Annotated in this window: 16 protein-coding genes; 8 read left to right on the plus strand and 8 right to left on the minus strand. The window is 42.6% G+C overall.

Annotated elements, in window-relative coordinates; all coding sequences use genetic code 11:
* Positions 1–10 precede the first annotated feature (10 nt).
* Together L4D76_RS01945 and L4D76_RS01950 are read right to left on the minus strand one after the other, a co-directional pair.
* Positions 11–571 (minus strand): NapC/NirT family cytochrome c, encoded by a 561-nt coding sequence (locus L4D76_RS01945; RefSeq protein WP_428439244.1) that lies wholly within the window; start codon positions 569–571, stop codon positions 11–13.
* A gap of 49 nt (positions 572–620) precedes the next feature.
* Positions 621–2,090, minus strand: a complete 1,470-nt coding sequence (locus L4D76_RS01950; RefSeq protein WP_428439245.1) for a multiheme c-type cytochrome — start codon at positions 2,088–2,090, stop codon at positions 621–623.
* Between the two features lie 496 nt (positions 2,091–2,586).
* Here L4D76_RS01950 and L4D76_RS01955 point away from each other — a divergent pair, with 496 nt between their 5' ends.
* A complete protein-coding gene (locus tag L4D76_RS01955; RefSeq protein WP_428439246.1) occupies positions 2,587–4,377 on the plus strand; it encodes a Na/Pi cotransporter family protein in 1,791 nt (596 codons plus the stop codon).
* A gap of 379 nt (positions 4,378–4,756) precedes the next feature.
* Here L4D76_RS01955 and L4D76_RS01960 read toward each other — a convergent pair whose 3' ends face one another.
* Both L4D76_RS01960 and L4D76_RS01965 read right to left on the minus strand, forming a co-directional pair.
* Positions 4,757–5,419, minus strand: a complete 663-nt coding sequence (locus tag L4D76_RS01960) for a DNA-methyltransferase (RefSeq protein ID WP_428439247.1) — start codon at positions 5,417–5,419, stop codon at positions 4,757–4,759.
* A gap of 194 nt (positions 5,420–5,613) precedes the next feature.
* The gene (locus L4D76_RS01965) at positions 5,614–6,525 is read right to left on the minus strand and encodes a LysR family transcriptional regulator (protein WP_428439248.1); all 912 of its coding nucleotides are present in this window, start codon (positions 6,523–6,525) and stop codon (positions 5,614–5,616) included.
* A 284-nt stretch (positions 6,526–6,809) separates the two neighbouring features.
* Here L4D76_RS01965 and xapA point away from each other — a divergent pair, with 284 nt between their 5' ends.
* The 5 genes from xapA (at position 6,810) to L4D76_RS01990 (ending at position 11,260) form a co-directional block, all read left to right on the plus strand.
* Positions 6,810–7,634: a xanthosine phosphorylase gene (gene xapA, locus L4D76_RS01970; RefSeq protein ID WP_428439249.1), complete on the plus strand. Its 825-nt coding sequence runs from the start codon at positions 6,810–6,812 to the stop codon at positions 7,632–7,634.
* Between the two features lie 22 nt (positions 7,635–7,656).
* Entirely contained in the window at positions 7,657–8,922 is a 1,266-nt protein-coding gene (locus L4D76_RS01975) for a NupC/NupG family nucleoside CNT transporter (RefSeq protein WP_428439329.1), read from the plus strand.
* 85 nt (positions 8,923–9,007) lie between these two features.
* Positions 9,008–9,781 carry a deoxyribose-phosphate aldolase gene (deoC, locus tag L4D76_RS01980; protein WP_428439250.1) on the plus strand — a complete coding sequence of 258 codons (774 nt, stop codon included), beginning with the start codon at positions 9,008–9,010 and terminating at the stop codon, positions 9,779–9,781.
* Between the two features lie 120 nt (positions 9,782–9,901).
* A complete protein-coding gene (locus L4D76_RS01985) occupies positions 9,902–10,807 on the plus strand; it encodes a DMT family transporter (RefSeq protein WP_428439251.1) in 906 nt (301 codons plus the stop codon).
* Positions 10,808–11,017: 210 nt separating this feature from the next.
* Complete coding sequence (locus tag L4D76_RS01990) at positions 11,018–11,260, plus strand: RNA recognition motif domain-containing protein (RefSeq protein ID WP_428439252.1); 243 nt, start codon at positions 11,018–11,020, stop codon at positions 11,258–11,260.
* A 97-nt stretch (positions 11,261–11,357) separates the two neighbouring features.
* Here L4D76_RS01990 and L4D76_RS01995 read toward each other — a convergent pair whose 3' ends face one another.
* Both L4D76_RS01995 and aguA read right to left on the minus strand, forming a co-directional pair.
* Positions 11,358–12,758, minus strand: a complete 1,401-nt coding sequence (locus L4D76_RS01995; protein ID WP_428439253.1) for an APC family permease — start codon at positions 12,756–12,758, stop codon at positions 11,358–11,360.
* 88 nt (positions 12,759–12,846) lie between these two features.
* On the minus strand, positions 12,847–13,941 hold the full coding sequence (aguA, locus tag L4D76_RS02000) for an agmatine deiminase (protein WP_428439254.1): 1,095 nt from the start codon (positions 13,939–13,941) through the stop codon (positions 12,847–12,849).
* Positions 13,942–14,204: 263 nt separating this feature from the next.
* Here aguA and argF point away from each other — a divergent pair, with 263 nt between their 5' ends.
* Positions 14,205–15,260, plus strand: coding sequence for an ornithine carbamoyltransferase (gene argF, locus L4D76_RS02005; RefSeq protein ID WP_428439255.1), 1,056 nt, complete (start codon positions 14,205–14,207; stop codon positions 15,258–15,260).
* A 175-nt stretch (positions 15,261–15,435) separates the two neighbouring features.
* On the opposite strand, the gene L4D76_RS02010 is transcribed toward argF, so the two are convergent.
* A complete protein-coding gene (locus tag L4D76_RS02010; RefSeq protein ID WP_428439256.1) occupies positions 15,436–16,068 on the minus strand; it encodes a TetR/AcrR family transcriptional regulator in 633 nt (210 codons plus the stop codon).
* A 585-nt stretch (positions 16,069–16,653) separates the two neighbouring features.
* Here L4D76_RS02010 and L4D76_RS02015 point away from each other — a divergent pair.
* A complete protein-coding gene (locus L4D76_RS02015; protein WP_428439257.1) occupies positions 16,654–17,256 on the plus strand; it encodes a hypothetical protein in 603 nt (200 codons plus the stop codon).
* A gap of 158 nt (positions 17,257–17,414) precedes the next feature.
* On the opposite strand, the gene L4D76_RS02020 is transcribed toward L4D76_RS02015, so the two are convergent.
* On the minus strand, positions 17,415–18,188 hold the full coding sequence (locus tag L4D76_RS02020; RefSeq protein WP_428439258.1) for a tRNA(His) guanylyltransferase Thg1 family protein: 774 nt from the start codon (positions 18,186–18,188) through the stop codon (positions 17,415–17,417).
* Between the last annotated feature and the right edge of the window lie 184 nt (positions 18,189–18,372).

Raw genomic sequence — 18,372 nt, forward strand, 5'->3', positions numbered from 1 at the left:
AACAGCTCCTTTATTCCAAAGTAATCCGTTTATGGGCAATCCCTGTATGACAATTAATACAAGTTTCACCACGACTCTCCATCTGTTCATGATTCAGCCTTGCTCGCTGGGGCTGCTTGCTCAAATCGAATTTATCGTCGACATGGCAAGACCGACAAGCTTCAGAATCATTGGCTAACATATCTTCCCACACCATTTTCGCCAGTCTGGGTCGGTGCTGCTCGAAATTCTCCTTATTAATCGTACCCACCATCATATGATAGATGTCTGCTGTCGCAGCAATTTTCACCTTCATCTTATCGATAAACCCATGGGGTACATGGCAATCTGCACAGGTCGCAAGTACTTCATCATCACTCCGGTAATGCGGGGATGCCTTGTATTCCTGTACGATGGTATCCATGCTGAGGTGGCAGCTAAAACAGAATGCATTTTGATTGGACGCAACCATCACACCCTGAAACGCTCCCACCGCCAACAGTGCTAAGAAGATACCAATTGGTATACCCAGCAGCAGCGGTTTTTTCAGCCATCGCCACAAGCGTTGCGTCCGAGTTAATTCATCTCCCATCGTTCCTCACTTAGGAGTCAGGTCAGCTTGCGCCGACCTCCCCGGATAATTACTTGCTTTCACCTAAATAGCGGGCTTTAAAGGCTGCTTGGGCTTCTTTCCGTGCCTTTTTCACTGACTCAGGTTCTTTACCGCTGAACCAGGCATGTTCAGGCTTGTCGAGAATATCCTGCAACACCTGGCGAGCACGTTTCGCGCCTTCAGCATTACCATTGTGCTCAGCCTTCTCAACCGTTTCTAGATACTGAGGTACCATCTCGATATAGAAGCGTTCAGCGACTTCGTACATACCATGCCACTGCACATAGTCAGGTGCCTGCATTGCTGCACCGTGACGAGCCCGGCGACCTTCATGATGCCAGAGGTAGAACCAGGTCCACTCAATCTCTTCATCAAAGCCGGTTTCAGTCAGCATCCCTTCCTTCTTCAGCGTCGCCATTAATGTTTTACCCGGACGGGCAAACTTTTCATTATAAAGCTCAACCAAGGAATCAAACTGAATATAGAAATTATCGATCATCGACTTGGTATGACACGACTGACATACGTTTTGCATATCAGCACGACGCGCTTCCCACGATTTGGTTTCTTTACCGGATGCCAGATCTTTCGCATCGATCTTCTCAGAAATCGCCGGGCGCAATGTCCACGAAATACGATCGCCTACATCATGAGTCACGGCTAATTCACGGGTAGCCGACATATGGCAAGTGGCACACGTTGGCGCAGCATCATAATCTTCACCAGCAATCCATTTTGAAGAATCCAAATTCATGCGATCAACATGCGCATAGAAGTTAATGCCATGCTTCGACTCTTCATAGACTTCTTTTTGCGGATGATCAGGGCCAAGGTGGCATTTACCGCACGCTTCCGGACGACGAGCCTGCACCATGTCGAACTCATGTCGCTGGTGGCATGCTGTACAAGCCCCCACCGAACCATCAGGGTTGATTCGACCGATACCGGTATTTGGCCAAGTGGTCGGATCCAGATCACCATTTTCCAGCACTTTGACTTCTGAACCATGGCACTGCCAGCAACCATTCACTGCGACAGGTGACTGGCCATTCATGGTTAAAGCGCCTTCAACCACTTCGGCAAGGAAGTTATCTAACGATCCGATAATTTGCCCAGCTTTGGCATGATGGCTCTTCGAGAACTGATCGACTTCCTGATTGTGGCATTGGCTACAATCTTTGGGTGAAACAATCACTGAAATATCAACACCTTCATGCGTGATCAGATCTTTATCACCGGGATCTGCCTTATGGCATTCATAGCAACCGACATTGGCACCATAGTGCTTAGAACGCCCCCACTGGGCGTAAATGGATGGGTTTTTTTCTTTATGACAGGCAGCACACTCCTTACTTTCATCACTTAATTGTTCAAAGGGTTTCATAATCAATGCTTTGGGTTCAGCACTAACCGTCGTCGGCCACGATAATAATACCGTGCAAATCATAGCCGCAAAGGCAAAACACAAGCATCGTACAGCCAATAATCCATTGTCCATAACGAACCTCATTTACTCACACTGCTCATTCTTTGTTACATAATCTTACGAAATGTAACTTAATATTTACAAAGTCAAGTGTAGATGAAGGAGGCATTTCCACATGATTTTTATGGAAATTTGAGAACAGTGTGTATTTTTTAACCACAATCTTAATTTCAAGGTGTTTCAATTCGTGAGGAGAAGTCTTAACGGCTGCTCGATACTTTTAGTCGCTAGATTTCAGAGCCTGTTGACTTAAACTCTTTCAATGCGCTTAATGCTGACTCCGCGTCTAAACTTGAATGCACTGTCAGCGTAATTGCTTTAAATACACTGGAATAAACATAGCCTCTTTGTTCCGCCAATAACCACACTGTACACACGGCGTTTTAGGATAAAATCCAACACTTTCACATACATCCACATCCTATCGAAGCAGCAACGTTCTATTATTAAGCTATTATTACAGAGCAAGAGTTCTCCAAAAAATCAAAATACTCCGGAGGAACTGCCCTTGAACAGAAATCGCTTTCTCACCAATATTATCAAGCTATTTCCCAATATATCTGTTCTGCTATGGGCTAGCTTCTTCCTGTTATTCGCCACTACAACTTTCGCCAGTGAAGAAACCTCCGGATCAATTAGCTGGGGGGAAATGTCCATGGGATTGTTTGGCGGCCTGGCCATGTTTCTTTTTGGTATGGATCAGATGTCCGATGCCCTAAAGTCAGCGCTCGGCGATCAAATGAAAAATCTACTGGCTAAGTTAACCCGCAACCGGTTTACCGGTGCTTTGACGGGGGCATTTGTCACCGCGGTTGTTCAGTCATCATCTATCACTACTGTTCTCGTGGTGGGATTCGTCTCGGCAGGCATGATGACCATGGCTCAGTCCATTGGCATTATAATGGGAGCCAATATCGGCACCACCATCACCGCCCAGATTGTCGCTTTCAAAATCCAAGAAGCCGCCCTTTGGATGATCGCCTTTGGCTTTCTCATGTTATTTACTGCCAAGCAAGAGCGTATTAAACACTACGGCAGCATGTTAATGGGCCTCGGGATGATTTTTTTCGGCATGGGACTGATGGGCGATGCGATGTATCCACTTCGTAACTATGAGCCTTTTCTCGATCTGATGAACATGATGGTTCGGCCTATACTCGCCATCCTGGCCGGTGCCCTGTTTACCGCTCTGGTACAATCCTCATCAGCCGCAACTGCTATCGTCATCACCATGGCCGGCCAAGGGTTAATTAGCCTAGAAGCCGGTATTCTCCTGGCTTTCGGCTCAAATATTGGCACCTGTATCACCGCCCTGCTGGCCGCACTTGGTAAATCACGGGAAGCACTGCGTGCCGCATGTGTACACCTGCTTTTCAACGTTGGCGGCGTCATCATCTGGCTGCCTTTCGTTTCAATGTTATCTGGATGGGTGGTAAATATCTCACCAATTCATCCCGAACTGGAAGGCGCTACACGACTGGCCGCAGAAGTCCCGCGTCAGATTGCCAATGCCCATACCCTCTTCAACATAGTCAACACAATGATATTCATTAGTTTTACCAATTATCTGGCAAAACTTGTCATATGGCTGATACCACATAAAAAAGAGTTCGAAAAAGAAATCATTCGCCCCAAATACCTGGACGATTCACTTATCGAGACTCCAGCCTTGGCCCTGCAACGAGTACAGCTCGAAATTGCTCGCATGGGAGAAATCGTTCATCGTATGCTAATCGAGTTTCGCTTAGGTGCATTAAACCGCGACCGTAACAAATTAGAGAAAGTCCGGGAAATGGACGATAAAATCGATATACTCGAAAGTGACGTGCTACGTTATCTTGCTTCACTACGCCAGCAGCCCCTTACGGAACAAGAAAGTGCCGATATAGAACGAGCAATGATCACTGCCGATGAATTTGAGAGTATTGGTGATGTGATTGAATATGACCTTACCAATCTGACCTACCGTGCTATTGATGAGAACATTCAACCCAGCGACACCATGAAACATCTCCATTCTAAACTTGGCGAGCAACTTATTGATGCCGTTGTAGCAACGATACAAGCAGTCAAAAACGATGATCAAAATGCTGCCAATGACGTAATTAATATGAAACAGGAGATAGACAGCCTTATCAAGCAGGCTATGGATATTCAAAGCAAAGATCTGGCAAAAATAAGTAAGGACCAGATCGAAGCTGTGCGCATGGAAATGACGATCCTGGAGAGCTTTAAGCGAATTTATACTTTTCTAAAACGTATCGCCCAAAAAGTGGTTCCGCCTGAAGTGCGGGTATAAACCAAGCTAATGGGCAATTATAACCAAGACCCTGCTTAACTTGTACTTAAACACAGTGAAGATGATTGATTAAAACAGTCGAACTCCGTCATCCCAGAAACCGCCGAACACTGAACTTACAGGCTTTCTCAAAACTCACCTGGCGGTTATCAGGGATCCATCATACACGGAAGGTTCAGTAGACTGAGGATCCCCGATAATCGCTACTGTAAATCCAATCGATAATGAAAGATCAGCATTAAGCGATTTCGAGGATGACGACGGTTTGGCTTCATCGATAAAAAAAACTAATCTGTTCAATCAATCATAATTAATGAGTCAAGGTACTAGGTATTCAGGTGCAGGGGGGCTAACCATGCTGAATTACCTATCAGAGTGTTTATGCAATTTTTATAAGACGCTGCCTAAGGTACTCGTGAGCATCGTCAGAAACATCACTGCCCCAAGCTGTCCGTTTTAAATTACTTGAAGCAATCAATGTCGCTCCCGAACCAAAAAACGGATCAACGACGACATCACCCACAGAGCTGCTTTGTTCAATCAGCGTTTCGATCAAAGCGACCGGTTTCTCCGTTGGATAACCCCGATATACTCTTTTGTGCTCTAACACATCGGGAATGCCAAGGTTGTTGAGTTTTCTTTTCCCTTTTTCAAAGAAGAGAATGAACTCATACCTTGCTCTATAGTGATAGCCCATGCCGATGGCGACTTTGTCCCAGACAATGGGCTTCCAGAACTTAAAGCCGAGTTGCTCTGCTATTGGCTTTATATAAAACATTGTTTCCTGGTCACAGAATAAATAGAAATGACTATTCTTCTTTAAAACCCTGTAAACCTGTGCCAGAAATTCTTCGAACCTTTCGTTTGGAAAGATTGTAAACCACTGATTACTCGACCCCTTACTCACTTTCAGGCGTGTCGTTGTACCAATCGATCTATGTTTTTCCAGTGATTCGTAGGGTGGATCTGTGATGAATAAATCCACACTCCCATCCGGGAGTGTAGACAACCATTCAACAGCATCTTGTTTATATAACTGCATTAAAAACCTAAAATTGCTGACATAATACGGAAAAACCATACAGGTTGTTCCGCCCGGCACTCACTGCAATAGCCCTAAGTACCATTTGGATTGTCTGGCGTTATACCAAATCTTTCGGGATATGGATAGAACACATGCTGTTCATGGTCGGCATACCTCTTGTCGGCATGCCTCATAGATAGTTGTTTATATGCTTACTGAGAAAATTGACTTCTAATCATCTCAATGAAGTGAGATACGATGGGCGAGTTATTTCTTCGGTCATAGAGAGCACACAAATCTGCTGGCAAATTCTCTTTTAATCGAATAAACCTGACATTGTCCCATTTATTGTGGCTAAAGCTTGTTGGCACAATGGAGATAAGATCACTGGTAGCAACGACTGCCATTATCGTACTAGGCTCAATCACTTCTTGAACGATTCTTGGATGGTAACCTTCAGCCAGACAAGTATTGATAAACATTTCAGCTGATGCTGAATTGCAAGTATCCAGAAAAACAAACTCTTCATTCTCAAGTTCTGAAATAGAGACTAGCTTTCGGTCCTTGAATTGATGCTCATCCGATACCGCAACACACATATTTTCCTTAAATACAATCTCTGATGATAAAGGATGTATATTGAATGAATCAGCAGAGCGTGAAAGACCTACATCAATACTTTTATCTAACAAACTTTTCTTTTGCTGTTTTGGTGCCAGCTCTATGAAGTTGAAATGATAGTTAGGATACTGCTTTTTAAACCTCTTCAAAGCACTTCCAAATCCAGCATAAAAGACAGAGCTGACTAAACCAATATTAATTATGTTTTTTTGCTCTCGACCAGATTTTATTACACTGTTCAGTGAATTATCGATCATTTCGAATAGACGAGTGCATTCATTTCTGAGTTGATTACCAACCTTTGTTAATTCAACATTTCTGGAGTCTCTGGTAAACAATTCGTGACCAAGTATGTCTTCTAGCTCTTTTATCTTTGCACTGAGTGGTGACTTGGTAATATTCAGTACCTTTGCCGCTTGTCCAAAGTGCTCAACTTTAGCGACCTCATAAAAATAACGTAACATTTTTAATGTAATACGCCCCTCGGAAACAAAACTCTTCATCACTACCTTCTATGCTCGTCAATGTCATCTCTGACCATCTGAAATAACCAGAATCATAGACTCATTCATTTTCTTGTTATTTTTGCATGTTCGATATCCTATCAACGTGATTCACTTAACATCTTTCTCTCGTGTTTTCTAAGTTCAATGATCAATCTCGCATTACAGGTATTTTCATCATGCTTTTTTTACTAACGAACATGCTATTTATAGCGATTTTTTCAGGATGAAGTGGGTAGTAAAGTAAAGCCCTAACCGTGAAACATAATAAAAGGCGTAGAGAAATGAAAAACGATCCTGTTAAAAATGCCCTTGCAACGATTTTAGAGCGTAAGCCTGGTTTTCAGCCTAAAGCCGCATTCATTTTGGGGTCTGGGCTCGGTATCTTAGCTGATGAAATGGAAGATAAAATCACAATACCTTATGAAGAACTCGATGGTTTCCCAGTGAGCACCGTTGAAGGTCATTCTGGTGAGCTGGTACTCGGCACAATGAATGGCATTGAAGTGGTATGTATGAAAGGTCGAGGTCACTATTACGAACATCAAAGCATGAAAGTCATGACAACGCCTGTTCGTACCTTCAAAAAGCTGGGTTGTGATTTCCTGTTAGTGACCAATGCGGCTGGTTCATTACGCCCTGAACGTATCGATGTTGGCTCTCTGGTTATCTTCCATGACCATATTAACACCATGCCGGAATCACCAATGACCGGTAAAAATGATGACGAATATGGTCCTCGTTTCTTTAGCCTGGCCAATGCTTATGATAAGAGCTTGCGCGCAGAAGCCTTTGCCGTGGCAGAAACTGAAGGGGTCACGACCAACCAAGGAGTGTTTGTTTCATACACAGGTCCAAATTTCGAAACCGCCGCAGAAATTCGCATGATGCAAATTATCGGCGGTGATGTTGTCGGAATGTCGGTTGTCCCTGAAGTGATTGCTGCAGCACATTGTAGCCTGCCAGTACTTGCAATCTGTGCGATCACCAACATGGCAGAAGGTCTTGGAGATGTCGAACTATCCCATGCTCAAACGCTTAAATGTGCCAAATTAGCCGAAGCTGACTTTATCAAACTCATTAAAGCATTCATGAAATCACACTATTAACCAAATATAGTTTAAAGGAGTAATTATGTTTGCTGTTGGTTTTTTAGGAATGGCTACATTGGTTGGGATCGGCGTTGCGGCGTCAACCAACCGTAAAGCAATTAAGTTCCGCACTGTTGGGGCAGCGCTTGCGTTACAAATGATGATAGGAGCATTTGTACTGTATGTTCCAGCAGGTCGTAGCGTATTGAACGCAATGTCAAATGGCGTACATGCGGTATTAGATAGCGGTAAAGCTGGGATTCATTTTCTCTTCGGCAATTTGGTTAATTTCTCTGTTGATGGCATCGGTTTTGTGTTTGCACTGAATGTTCTCCCTCTGGTGGTCTTCTTTTCAGCACTAATCTCGGTACTGTATTACTTAGGTGTTATGCAATACGTCATTCGCATCATTGGTGGGGGGATGGCGAAAATTCTGGGAACATCTCAGACGGAATCCATGTCTGCAGTATCAAACGTTTTTGTCGGACAGAGCGAAGCGCCGCTGGTTGTTAAGCCATACATGCCAAAGATGAGTGATTCTGAATTCTTTGCCGTAATGTGTGGCGGTATGGCATCAGTATCAGGTACGGTTTTAGCCGGTTATGCCATGATGGGGGTAGATATGCAATATCTCCTTGCGGCATCATTTATGGCAGCCCCTGGCGGTGTATTATTTGCCAAATTGATCATACCTGAGACAACAAAGACGACATATACCATCGATCATAATACTCATTTTGACGGTGATAAGCCTGAGAATGTGCTAGCAGCCGCAGGTGAAGGAGCTGCAAGTGGATTAAAGCTTGCTGCAGCAATTGGGGCGATGTTAATTGCAATGATTGGCCTGGTCACATTAGTCAATACTATCTTAGGTGGTGCAAGCGGTTTAGTCGGCATGGAGCTATCGCTTGAGATCATTCTTGGTTGGCTATTCTCACCATTAGCTTTCTTACTTGGTGTACCCGCAGCAGATATTTACATTGCTGGTTCAATGATAGGTAAGAAAATCATCGTCAATGAGTTTGTTGCCTACAGTGATTTATCTCCATACCTAAAAGATGCTGAAACTGTTGCTGCCGCTGGTTTGCATCTACTTGAATATAAATCAAAAGTAATCATCAGCTTTGCACTTTGTGGGTTTGCTAACTTAGCATCAATGGGGATCTTAATCGGTGGCTTAGGTACACTTTGCCCATCTCGTGTTGATTTCATTGCCAAGTATGGTGTGAGAACACTGATCGCCGCAAGCTGCTCGAATCTAATGAGTGCCGCTATAGCGGGAATTTTCATCTCACTAGCAATGTAAGCTATTTTTCCTAGGGGCTTAGGCCCCTTTTATACCTCCTCTCTTTTCAAATACAAAATTACCTCTTAAATAAAGGCGATCAATCATGAATGATTTATCTCATGTTGCTATTCAAGCAATTAAATTAATGGATCTTACAACACTCAACGATAATGATAGTGATGAAACAGTAATTGAATTATGTAAAAAAGCGAACACTTCGTTCGGAAACACAGCTGCCGTTTGTGTTTACCCTCGGTTTGTTCCCATTGCACGTAAACAGCTCAACAAGCAAGGCACCGGAAAGATTAAAATTGCTACCGTGGTTAACTTCCCCCACGGCAATGATGATATCGACATTGCACTGACGGAAACCAAAGCTGCCATCGCCTACGGTGCCGATGAAGTTGATGTTGTATTCCCTTATCGTGCGTTGATGGCAGGTAATAGCAAGATTGGTTTTGAGCTTGTTCGTCGCTGTAAACAACTGTGTGGTGTTATCCCTCTTAAAGTGATCATCGAGTCAGGTGAACTTAAAACTGAAGACTACATCCGTCGCGCAACAGAAATATCTATTGAAGCCGGTGCCGATTTTATCAAAACCTCAACCGGTAAAGTCCGTGTTAACGCCACTCTTGAAGCTTCTGAGATTATGTTAACCACCATCAATGAAATGGGCGTAAAAGATCGTGTTGGATTTAAAGCGGCTGGCGGCGTGAAGACGACTGAAGAGGCTAAATTGTACATAGAGACAGCAAACCGTATTCTAGGGGCCGAATGGGTAACCAGTAAACATTATCGCTTTGGCGCATCCAGCCTCTTAGCTGACTTACTCACCACGCTAGGCGAAGAAACAGCAACAGCGGAAGGAGTCTATTAATGAAACGAGCCATTGTATTAATGCCTAATTTCTTTATAGTGGCTTCTTTTTCTTGTTGGCTACTAGTTATCTCTGAGTAAACCATCGACTTCCCCTGCTTGAACCATTAAGTATATTGACATGAAACCAAACTATTTGGCGCACTTGAAGCTACTGGCATTCACTGCGCTCATCAGCCTGTCTTTCCCCATAGGCAGCTACATTACTGCAGAACTTAACCCGCTGGTCGTAACCTGGATGCGTTATTTACTGGCCAGTTTATTGTTTATTGCTTTGCTAGTTAGTAAAGGCCAATTTCGATTGCCGACCTTAAAGGGTTTAGGACGCTATACCCTGATCTGCCTACCTTCGCTAACATACTTTGTCACAATGTTTATTGCCCTGCGTGATACCAGCGCATTGGATACCAGTGCGCTATACACCACGGTACCACTGATGAGTGCAATTTTGGCAACCATTGTATTTAAACGCAGTACATCGCTTAGCATTTCATTTGCGCTAATGGGCGGAATGCTGGGGGCTGGATTAATTATCTTTCGCGGTGATTTATCTGCAGTGGCGTCGATATCGCTGACTTCATCAAATAAGATTTACCTGTTTGGTTGTTTTGCGATGGCACTGAACCCCATCGCCGCAAAAGCGTTATATCGAGGCGAATCTTTTATTTCTATGACATGCTGGACGCTCATTTGTGCCACCGCAGTTTTGACACTCGGTACTGGCACAACATTGCTGGCAACGGATTGGAGTGCAATTTCCTCTGAAGTCTGGTTGGGCATAGCTTATCTGGCCGTCTTCGCGACTGCACTGAGCTTCTTTTTATTCCAGCAAGCATGTGTTGCTCTAACTCCAGTACAGGTTTCTGCTTATACCTACCTGATCCCAGTCATGGTACTGATGGTCAATCATGCTAACGGTCATGTCGAATCGTGGTCACAAGTCAGTTATGGTGTGGTCGCCGTTATTCTGGCGATGGCTGTAATGATCCGTTCTTCATCACCCGTTAGCGTCAAGATCTGCGCTTAATCAAGTTCTGACTGAGGGGGTATCGGCCCCCTCTTACTCTGCCGTCTGCTTATCTTTATAGTACGATGGTTCATATGTGTTAATGAGAACGCTGCAGATATTTCATCCAGTGAGGCGAACTAAGGTAGTCACTGCTTGGTTTACCTCACTTGTTCTGTGATAATCCGTCGCAAAGTACACTACATTCACTTTCTAAGAAGACGGCTACCCATGAAACTATTAGTTCGAAACCTTGCACGCACAACAACTGAAGCTGAACTAAAGGCTATCTTTGAAGCTCACGGTACAGTTGGATCTTGTAACCTGGTATTAGACCAGGAAACGGGAAAATCTAAGGGATTTGCTTTCGTTGAAATGCCTGAAGACGATGAAGCGAATACTGCAGTTTCTGCTCTTAACGGTACTAGCATAGCGAAAAGCAAAATTCGAGTAAAAGAAGCTGAGTATAAGTAACATACTCGCTAGTTACTTAAGGCCAGGGCATCATTGCATCTGGCCTTTTTTCTCTGCTGAACAGTTAGTTATCGAACACTAATTAATTTATCACCCTTTAATTTAATTCCTCAGGAATGGCTTCTTTATTACTACTCATTTTAATAAGACTATACTCGATGAGTACCAAAGCAATAACAATTGCAATGAATGTGGGAGATGAGTAATCCCAGTCGATACTGCCCAGTAAAATGTCAGGGAATACAAAAAGCAAACAACCAAAGAACAGAATAATGGAAGGTAGAATCGCAACTAAAACCGCCATTCTATTACCACCTGGCACTTTAAATGGACGATGTACATCTGGTTCTTTCTGTCTCAATTTTATAAATGTAGCAAAGAAAAAGAAATAGGTTATAAATAGTAGGAAGTTTGCAAAAGAGAACAATGACCAGAATAACTCATCAGCACTTCCTGCCATGAAGCCATATACAATAAGCGCCAACGTCGCAACATAACCAGTCATCATATTTGCCCCATAGGGCGAACCGTGCTTATTCTTTTTTGCAAATACTGCGGGCATTTCACCGTTACTTGCCGCTTCAGCTGCTGCACGGGACGAGGCCATAACCCAAGGGATAATATAAGTAAATAAACCAACAATCGCTAACAGAGATAGGCACATTGTAATGAACTGACCGACACCGCTATTACCAAAAAGTACATTGAATGTTTGAACAATCCCCCCAACCAGAGATAACTCTTCTAGTGGAAGTGCACTAATCATTGTTGATGTCGCGACCCAATACAACACAACAATAATGCTTACGGCTATGAGTATTCCAAGAGGTAAATTTCTCTGAGGATTACGAATGTTAGATCCCATACAGGCAATCGTTTCCACACCAACAAACATATATATTAATGTTGGCGCATACATAAACGATGCTTCCATCGAAGGCTTCATGCTTTCCAGGGTCAGCTCATTGACCACACCTCCCTGATCGGCAATAAGCATATATCCCCCCACTGCGAAGGCAATAATGATCGCCACTTTTGACAAACCACCCAAAGCATTAATCATCGTTCCCATATTCAATGAAGCATTGGCGGTGAAAACGGTTAACCATACTAAAACAATGGCAATTGCAATCATCGCCCACGTGCTCATATCAGGAAAAAACAGCTCTGCTATCATACCGGAACAAATAAGGTATACAGATGGGATCCAGAAGGGAACGTTAATCCAGTAATACCAACTTACCCGAGCGGCATTTTTCGCGCCTAGCCCGCGATATGTCCATTCGTAAATTCCCCCTTCACCGGGAAACGCTGAGCCTAGTTCGCACACAATAAAAACATATGGAATAACAAAAAGTAAGATAACAACTGCCCACCAACCAAAAACAGAAGGCCCGACAGCTGCAGCAGGGGCTAATCCGTCAATACCGATCAACCCCGACAGGACAAAGAGTATAATACTCACAAGCCCTAATTTCGCCTTGTTTTCTATAACCATAACAAGCTCCTTGGCTTATTTGGGGTGCTTTGAATGATTAACCATACGACAAAGCACCATGACAAGTTTTAGTTAACAACACAACCATTTAGATCGCGGGAATTTGTTGTGTAATACAGTGGATGTTCCCTCCACCTAATAAAATATTTCTCGCATTAACCCCCACTATTGTGTGTTGTGGAAATATCTCCTTTAGTTTTTCTTTAACAAACTCATCTTTAGATTCATCTAATAACGGATAAATAATTCTGTTATTCGTAATAAGGAAATTCGCATAACTGCCAGCCAGTCTGACTCCGGCGCAGCGATCCATTCCTTCGCAACTATCAAAGCCATCAGATTCATCTTCCGTGATATAGAGAGGCCCCGGTATCGGTAGCTTGTGAATTTCTAACCTGCGGCCTTTGGCATCAGTAACAGACTCAAGTACATCGAGCGCTTGACGAGATATATCATATTGGGGATCGTTTTCATCATCCGTCCAGGACAATATCACTTCCCCGGGTCTGGCAATATGTATCAGATTATCGACATGACCATTGGTATCAATATCGTTATATAATCCATTTGGTAACCAGATTACTTTTTCGACATTTAAATATTCCTTTAAATGCTCTTCTATCTGTTCCTTGCTAAGCTCAGGATTTCGGCTCGAATGCAAAAGACACTCTTCTGTTGTAAAAGCCGTTGCTTCTCCGTCAACGTGAATGGATCCTCCCTCAAGCACAAATGGCGCTCGATATAAATCATCCCCGTGGAATTCACACACTTTTCTAGCAATCGCATCATCTGCGTCCCAAGGAAAATACAAACCATCAAGCAACCCTCCCCAAGCGTTAAATTGCCAGTCAACCCCTCGGCGCTCACCGAACGTATTGATCACATAGGTAGGCCCCATATCACGCATCCAAGAATCATTGGTGGTCATCTCGACCACACGAATATGAGATGGAAGCTGCTGTCTGGCATTTTCATACTGTCCGGCTGAAACAATCATGTTTACCGGCGTTTCTTCCGCGATGGCACATGCGACTTCTACAAATGCCGTTTGAGCCAGTTTGGCTCCCCACTGCCAACTATCCGTTCTTTCAGGCCAGGCGATCCAAATCGCTTCCTGTGATTCATGCTCACCCGGCATTCTGAAATTATCCGTTAATGGGGTTGTTTTAAGTTTTTTAGACATATTTCACCTTTCACCATTAAGTCTTTTTCAATTATTTACCCCTATACTTAATCAGCTGAAACCTTGCTAAACTATGACCAGTATCACTTATCGATCCTCCTTGAAAAGACGGTGATTCTTGTGTGTACTAATTCACAAATTGTCCTCTTTTAGCTCCCGAAAAGTCGATATTTGAAACACCCATGATTTTCTCTTTCATTTCCTATTTATTATTTTTTTGAACTTCAGAACTTGCACATAAAAAATAATTTAAGGAATCCGATATGCATGCCAATACAAGAACAACCGGTGAAGTAACACACTTACTGGATACGATTGATCTACAAAAACAGGAGATGCTGGATGTATTTGAAACTATCCGCATGCTAAAAGAAGCGGATATGCAAGGAGCAGTTCCGCAGATCTTAAAAGGTGCTTCATTAGCGATGATTTTTGAAGAGCCTTCTACTCGTACTCGAGTTTCGTTTGAAACGGCAATGACTGATCTTGGTGGACACGCTTTATATCTAAAACCTGGAGAAATTCACTTTGGCTCACACGAAGCGATTAAAGATACCGCCAAAATCCTATCTAGTATGTGTCACGGTATTATGTACAGAAGTAAGGAGCATACAACGCTGCTGAATCTAGCAGAACACTCTACAATCCCATTGTTTAATGCCATGACTTACTATAATCACCCAACACAAGGTATCTGTGATTTCTTTACCATGACAGAGCATTTACCTGAAGGTAAAAAATTGGAAGACATCCATGTTGTTTTTGTTGGTGATTCTCGGGAAGACACAGGCATTATGAGTAAAGAGACGGGGCACATGTGTGCCACCCTTGGCTTGCGATACACTGTCGCTTCACCAACACGTTACTCAATGTCTGAGCAGGAACAACAGAAGATAAATAATAAAATGGCTATTACAGGCGGAACCTTAGTCGTTACCGATGATGTCGACGATGCGATTAAAGATGCTGACTTTATTATCCCAGACGTATGGACCTATTACGGTTATGAAGATGAAGAAACAGATCGAATGGAAGCGTTTATGCCAAGGTATCAACTCAATATGGACATGCTAAACAGAGCACCGGCACACTGTAAAGCGCTACATTGCCTGCCTGCTAACCGAGATATTGAAATTACTAGTGAAGTCATGGATCACCCAACCCGTTCTATCGTTTTTCAAGAAGCTGAAAACCGCTTACACACTCAACGCGGCTTATTAGCCTGGTTACTTTATCCACGTTTACGCGACGCAAATGAATCCCTTCGCCAATATACCGAAGGACAGTTAAGACAATTTCTAGATACAAGACGTAAATAATCACCTGAGTCCCATAAGTAAAATGGGAGCTATTGGGGGTATTCTTTGATTGAATACCCTTCATTCTTTTAACTAACAACTAGTAGCTAAACACAGTGAAGATGATTGATTAAAACAGTCGAAGTCCGTCATCCCAGAAACCGCCAAACACTGAACTTGCAGGCTTTCTCAAAACTCACCTGGCGGTTATCAGGGATCCATCATGCACGGAAGGAACTCTTGGTAAGTAATCTGGCAGGTAGTGAGATAGATAAGATTCAGCAACAATAATTGATTCAGCACTAATAGATGTACTTTCTAACCCCATATTTCGAGAGAAGTAAACGCTATCACTTGCCTCTAAGGCGATCACAAACACATTGTGTGTTTTTGGTAGTTTAGGTAACTCAAAATAGGCGGTATAAACTTTTTCGATCTCTTCACCCAATACATTGTCTTTTTCAACGATAGAAGATCGTACTTCGTAATAAGCGTGATGTGTGTACAGTATTTTCATCACAATGTTATTTTTATCACAATAATCGGATAAAGAGTTCTGAATAAATCTGTTTATATCTTTCCAGTGCGTTATATGATGTGATTCGGTACAGGTTCGAACTACCTCTGTAAAATCATCAAATATATCGTCCAGATAATCTAGAATAAGCGCACTCATATTAGGATAATAATGATAAACCGTAGATGGTGACATTTTTGCTTCATGAGCAACATCATACATAGAAATATCAGGAAGCTCTTTACGATCACCTACTCGAATGAAAGCGGCTTTGATTTTATTGATTTTTTCACATCGAGTTTCCTTCACCATTCATCCTTAATAATTTTATAAACTTAAATAATAAGTACTCTAAATGTTTTTCGTAACCGCCACGATCTACATAGTCACGATTCTATTAATCAATATAACAGTAATATCCCCGCACCAAAACGTATTTATCCATGATAAGCCACCACTATAGATCGAGCTCCCTTACTCAACATGCGATGGCTTCAAGTACCTTGAAATATGATTCAAAGACGGATCAGCGAGAATGAACGGAAAGTGACGCTGCTTCTTGCGTCACTTTGGGTAATATTCGGTGCCCAAACGATAAACAGTTAGTACCTAGCCCAGCATTCTTCTAGCCCAATTTCCGAGCCGATGCCCATAACCAGATACCAGCGCTGACGTTATTGTCGAGTCTCAGCCCGTCGACGACGCTAAGGAAATGGGCGAAATGTCGGTGTGATGAGGTTGAGCGCCTGTACTACTTAAGCATTCTACCCTTTTGTCGTTGCGACCTCTGTTTATGCTCCAGTGATCAGAATGTAAATTTCGCTATTTACTTGTTGTTTTGACTACACTTACATCAACGGAATTGCAGTCTCCATAAGAACAACAAGAGGGAAGTTGATGAAAATAAGACCTGTATCCTGCGCTATACTGCTCGCCATATCTGGGGTTGCATTTACCGCCATAGCCGATGAAAAAGAAACAATCGATTTCAAGCAACAATCCTGGGATGAATGGCGAGAAACGTTCAATTTAAATTCATCAAATAATTTAAACTCACAAGCTGACAAAGTGATAGAAGATGATAGCCTGAGCGATGCCGATAAATGGATCAGGCTCTTCAATTTGTCTAAACAGCAATATGATACCTACGCCGAATGTGGATCCGGCACCAATTGTGAATCGATACAGGCTAACTATGAAATCCAAGGCGGTTTGCATCCAGGGGAAGGTGAAGGTATGGGATTGCTGGCCAAGGAGTTGGGCTATAAGCCCGGTTCTAAAGAGTTTAAGGATCTCAAGAAGGTAATTAAATATGGTGACACTGATGCTTTGAATAGATTATTGGCCAGCCCATCCACCAATGAAGAAACAAAAGCGTTTAAGGTGGCAAAGAAGGAAAAAGCTATTCAAAAAACAAAATTAACAGATAATAAAAAAGTGGCACAAAACAATAAAAATGGAGCAAAGGAAAAGAGTAAGAAGGATAAGAATAAAACGTGAACAAGCAGGCTGTGGCTACTTACAGTAGCCTCTTTTCTGCGCGCATTCATTATCCAATTCTAATTTCTAGGGTTTGCTATCTGAACTAGGCCAAATAATTTCTCTGTGGCGGACTGCTATAATAAAATTAACGACCACAATAATCACCGTTCACTTTATCATGCATCTCTGTTTGTTTTTAAAAGCACATTGCCAATAAAATCGCTGTAGTGATCTTTTACCGGTAATTCTAGGTCAACCTTCAATCGTTTTCTATTGGCCTTCACGGACTCACCTGTTATCGGATTGATTGCCTTTTTTTCATAAGACTCCCAATGAATACCCATACCTCGTTTTTGCCAGCTTGGAAGCTCATTAAAGTTAATTCCTTTTTTAAGAAGAAATTCAGTCTTCTCTGCTGCTGACATTTTAATAAAAGTTGCCGCTGAGTATTTGGGTGATGCGCCTTCCTTCCTGAGTGTCCAATAACAATACGCATTCAATGAGTTTCTATAGGCATCTTCGCTTCTCCATCGGAAATAATCGATAACGAGCTCTCTATTCGGCAGTTGGCAAACCCGACAATCAAAGACCCCTAGAGCTCCCAATAAAAGACTAAATTTTGCGCTTGCCTCTCCTGCCAGAACGGAGTTCAACTTCCGCTCTTTCCTTTCAAAAGTATTATCATTCACATCAAGAAGCAGTGATATTTCATCGCTGTAAGTATATCCATAAAGTACTTTGAAACCGCATTGCATCAAGTGCTTTACCGTTTCAAGCATCATATCTCTGAATTTAGGATCATAGGGAGCATCAAACTTATGCTTATCCTTAGTCAACGTGGTAAAACAGCGTCCATCCAGTCGAGTAATGATGTGCATTTCCGGTAAGACACAATGATCGTGCGCCGTTTCGTATACCCGCATTTTTTCATCTAATTCATTGAACTTCATCTTCCCACTCTTCGACAGTGAATTCATCATCGTTCATGGTTACCTAACAAAAACGATCAAAGTCTTCCGAATACAAAACAACGTAAGTTTATTATAAGTCCCTTATCAATCAGGTGTCACAATAATGAAATTCCTAATACAAGGATACAATTGAAGCTCTCGAAGTCTGCCATCCCATTGCTGA

The organism is Photobacterium sagamiensis (genome assembly GCF_050337085.1).
Taxonomy (GTDB): Bacteria; Pseudomonadota; Gammaproteobacteria; order Enterobacterales; family Vibrionaceae; genus Photobacterium; species Photobacterium sagamiensis.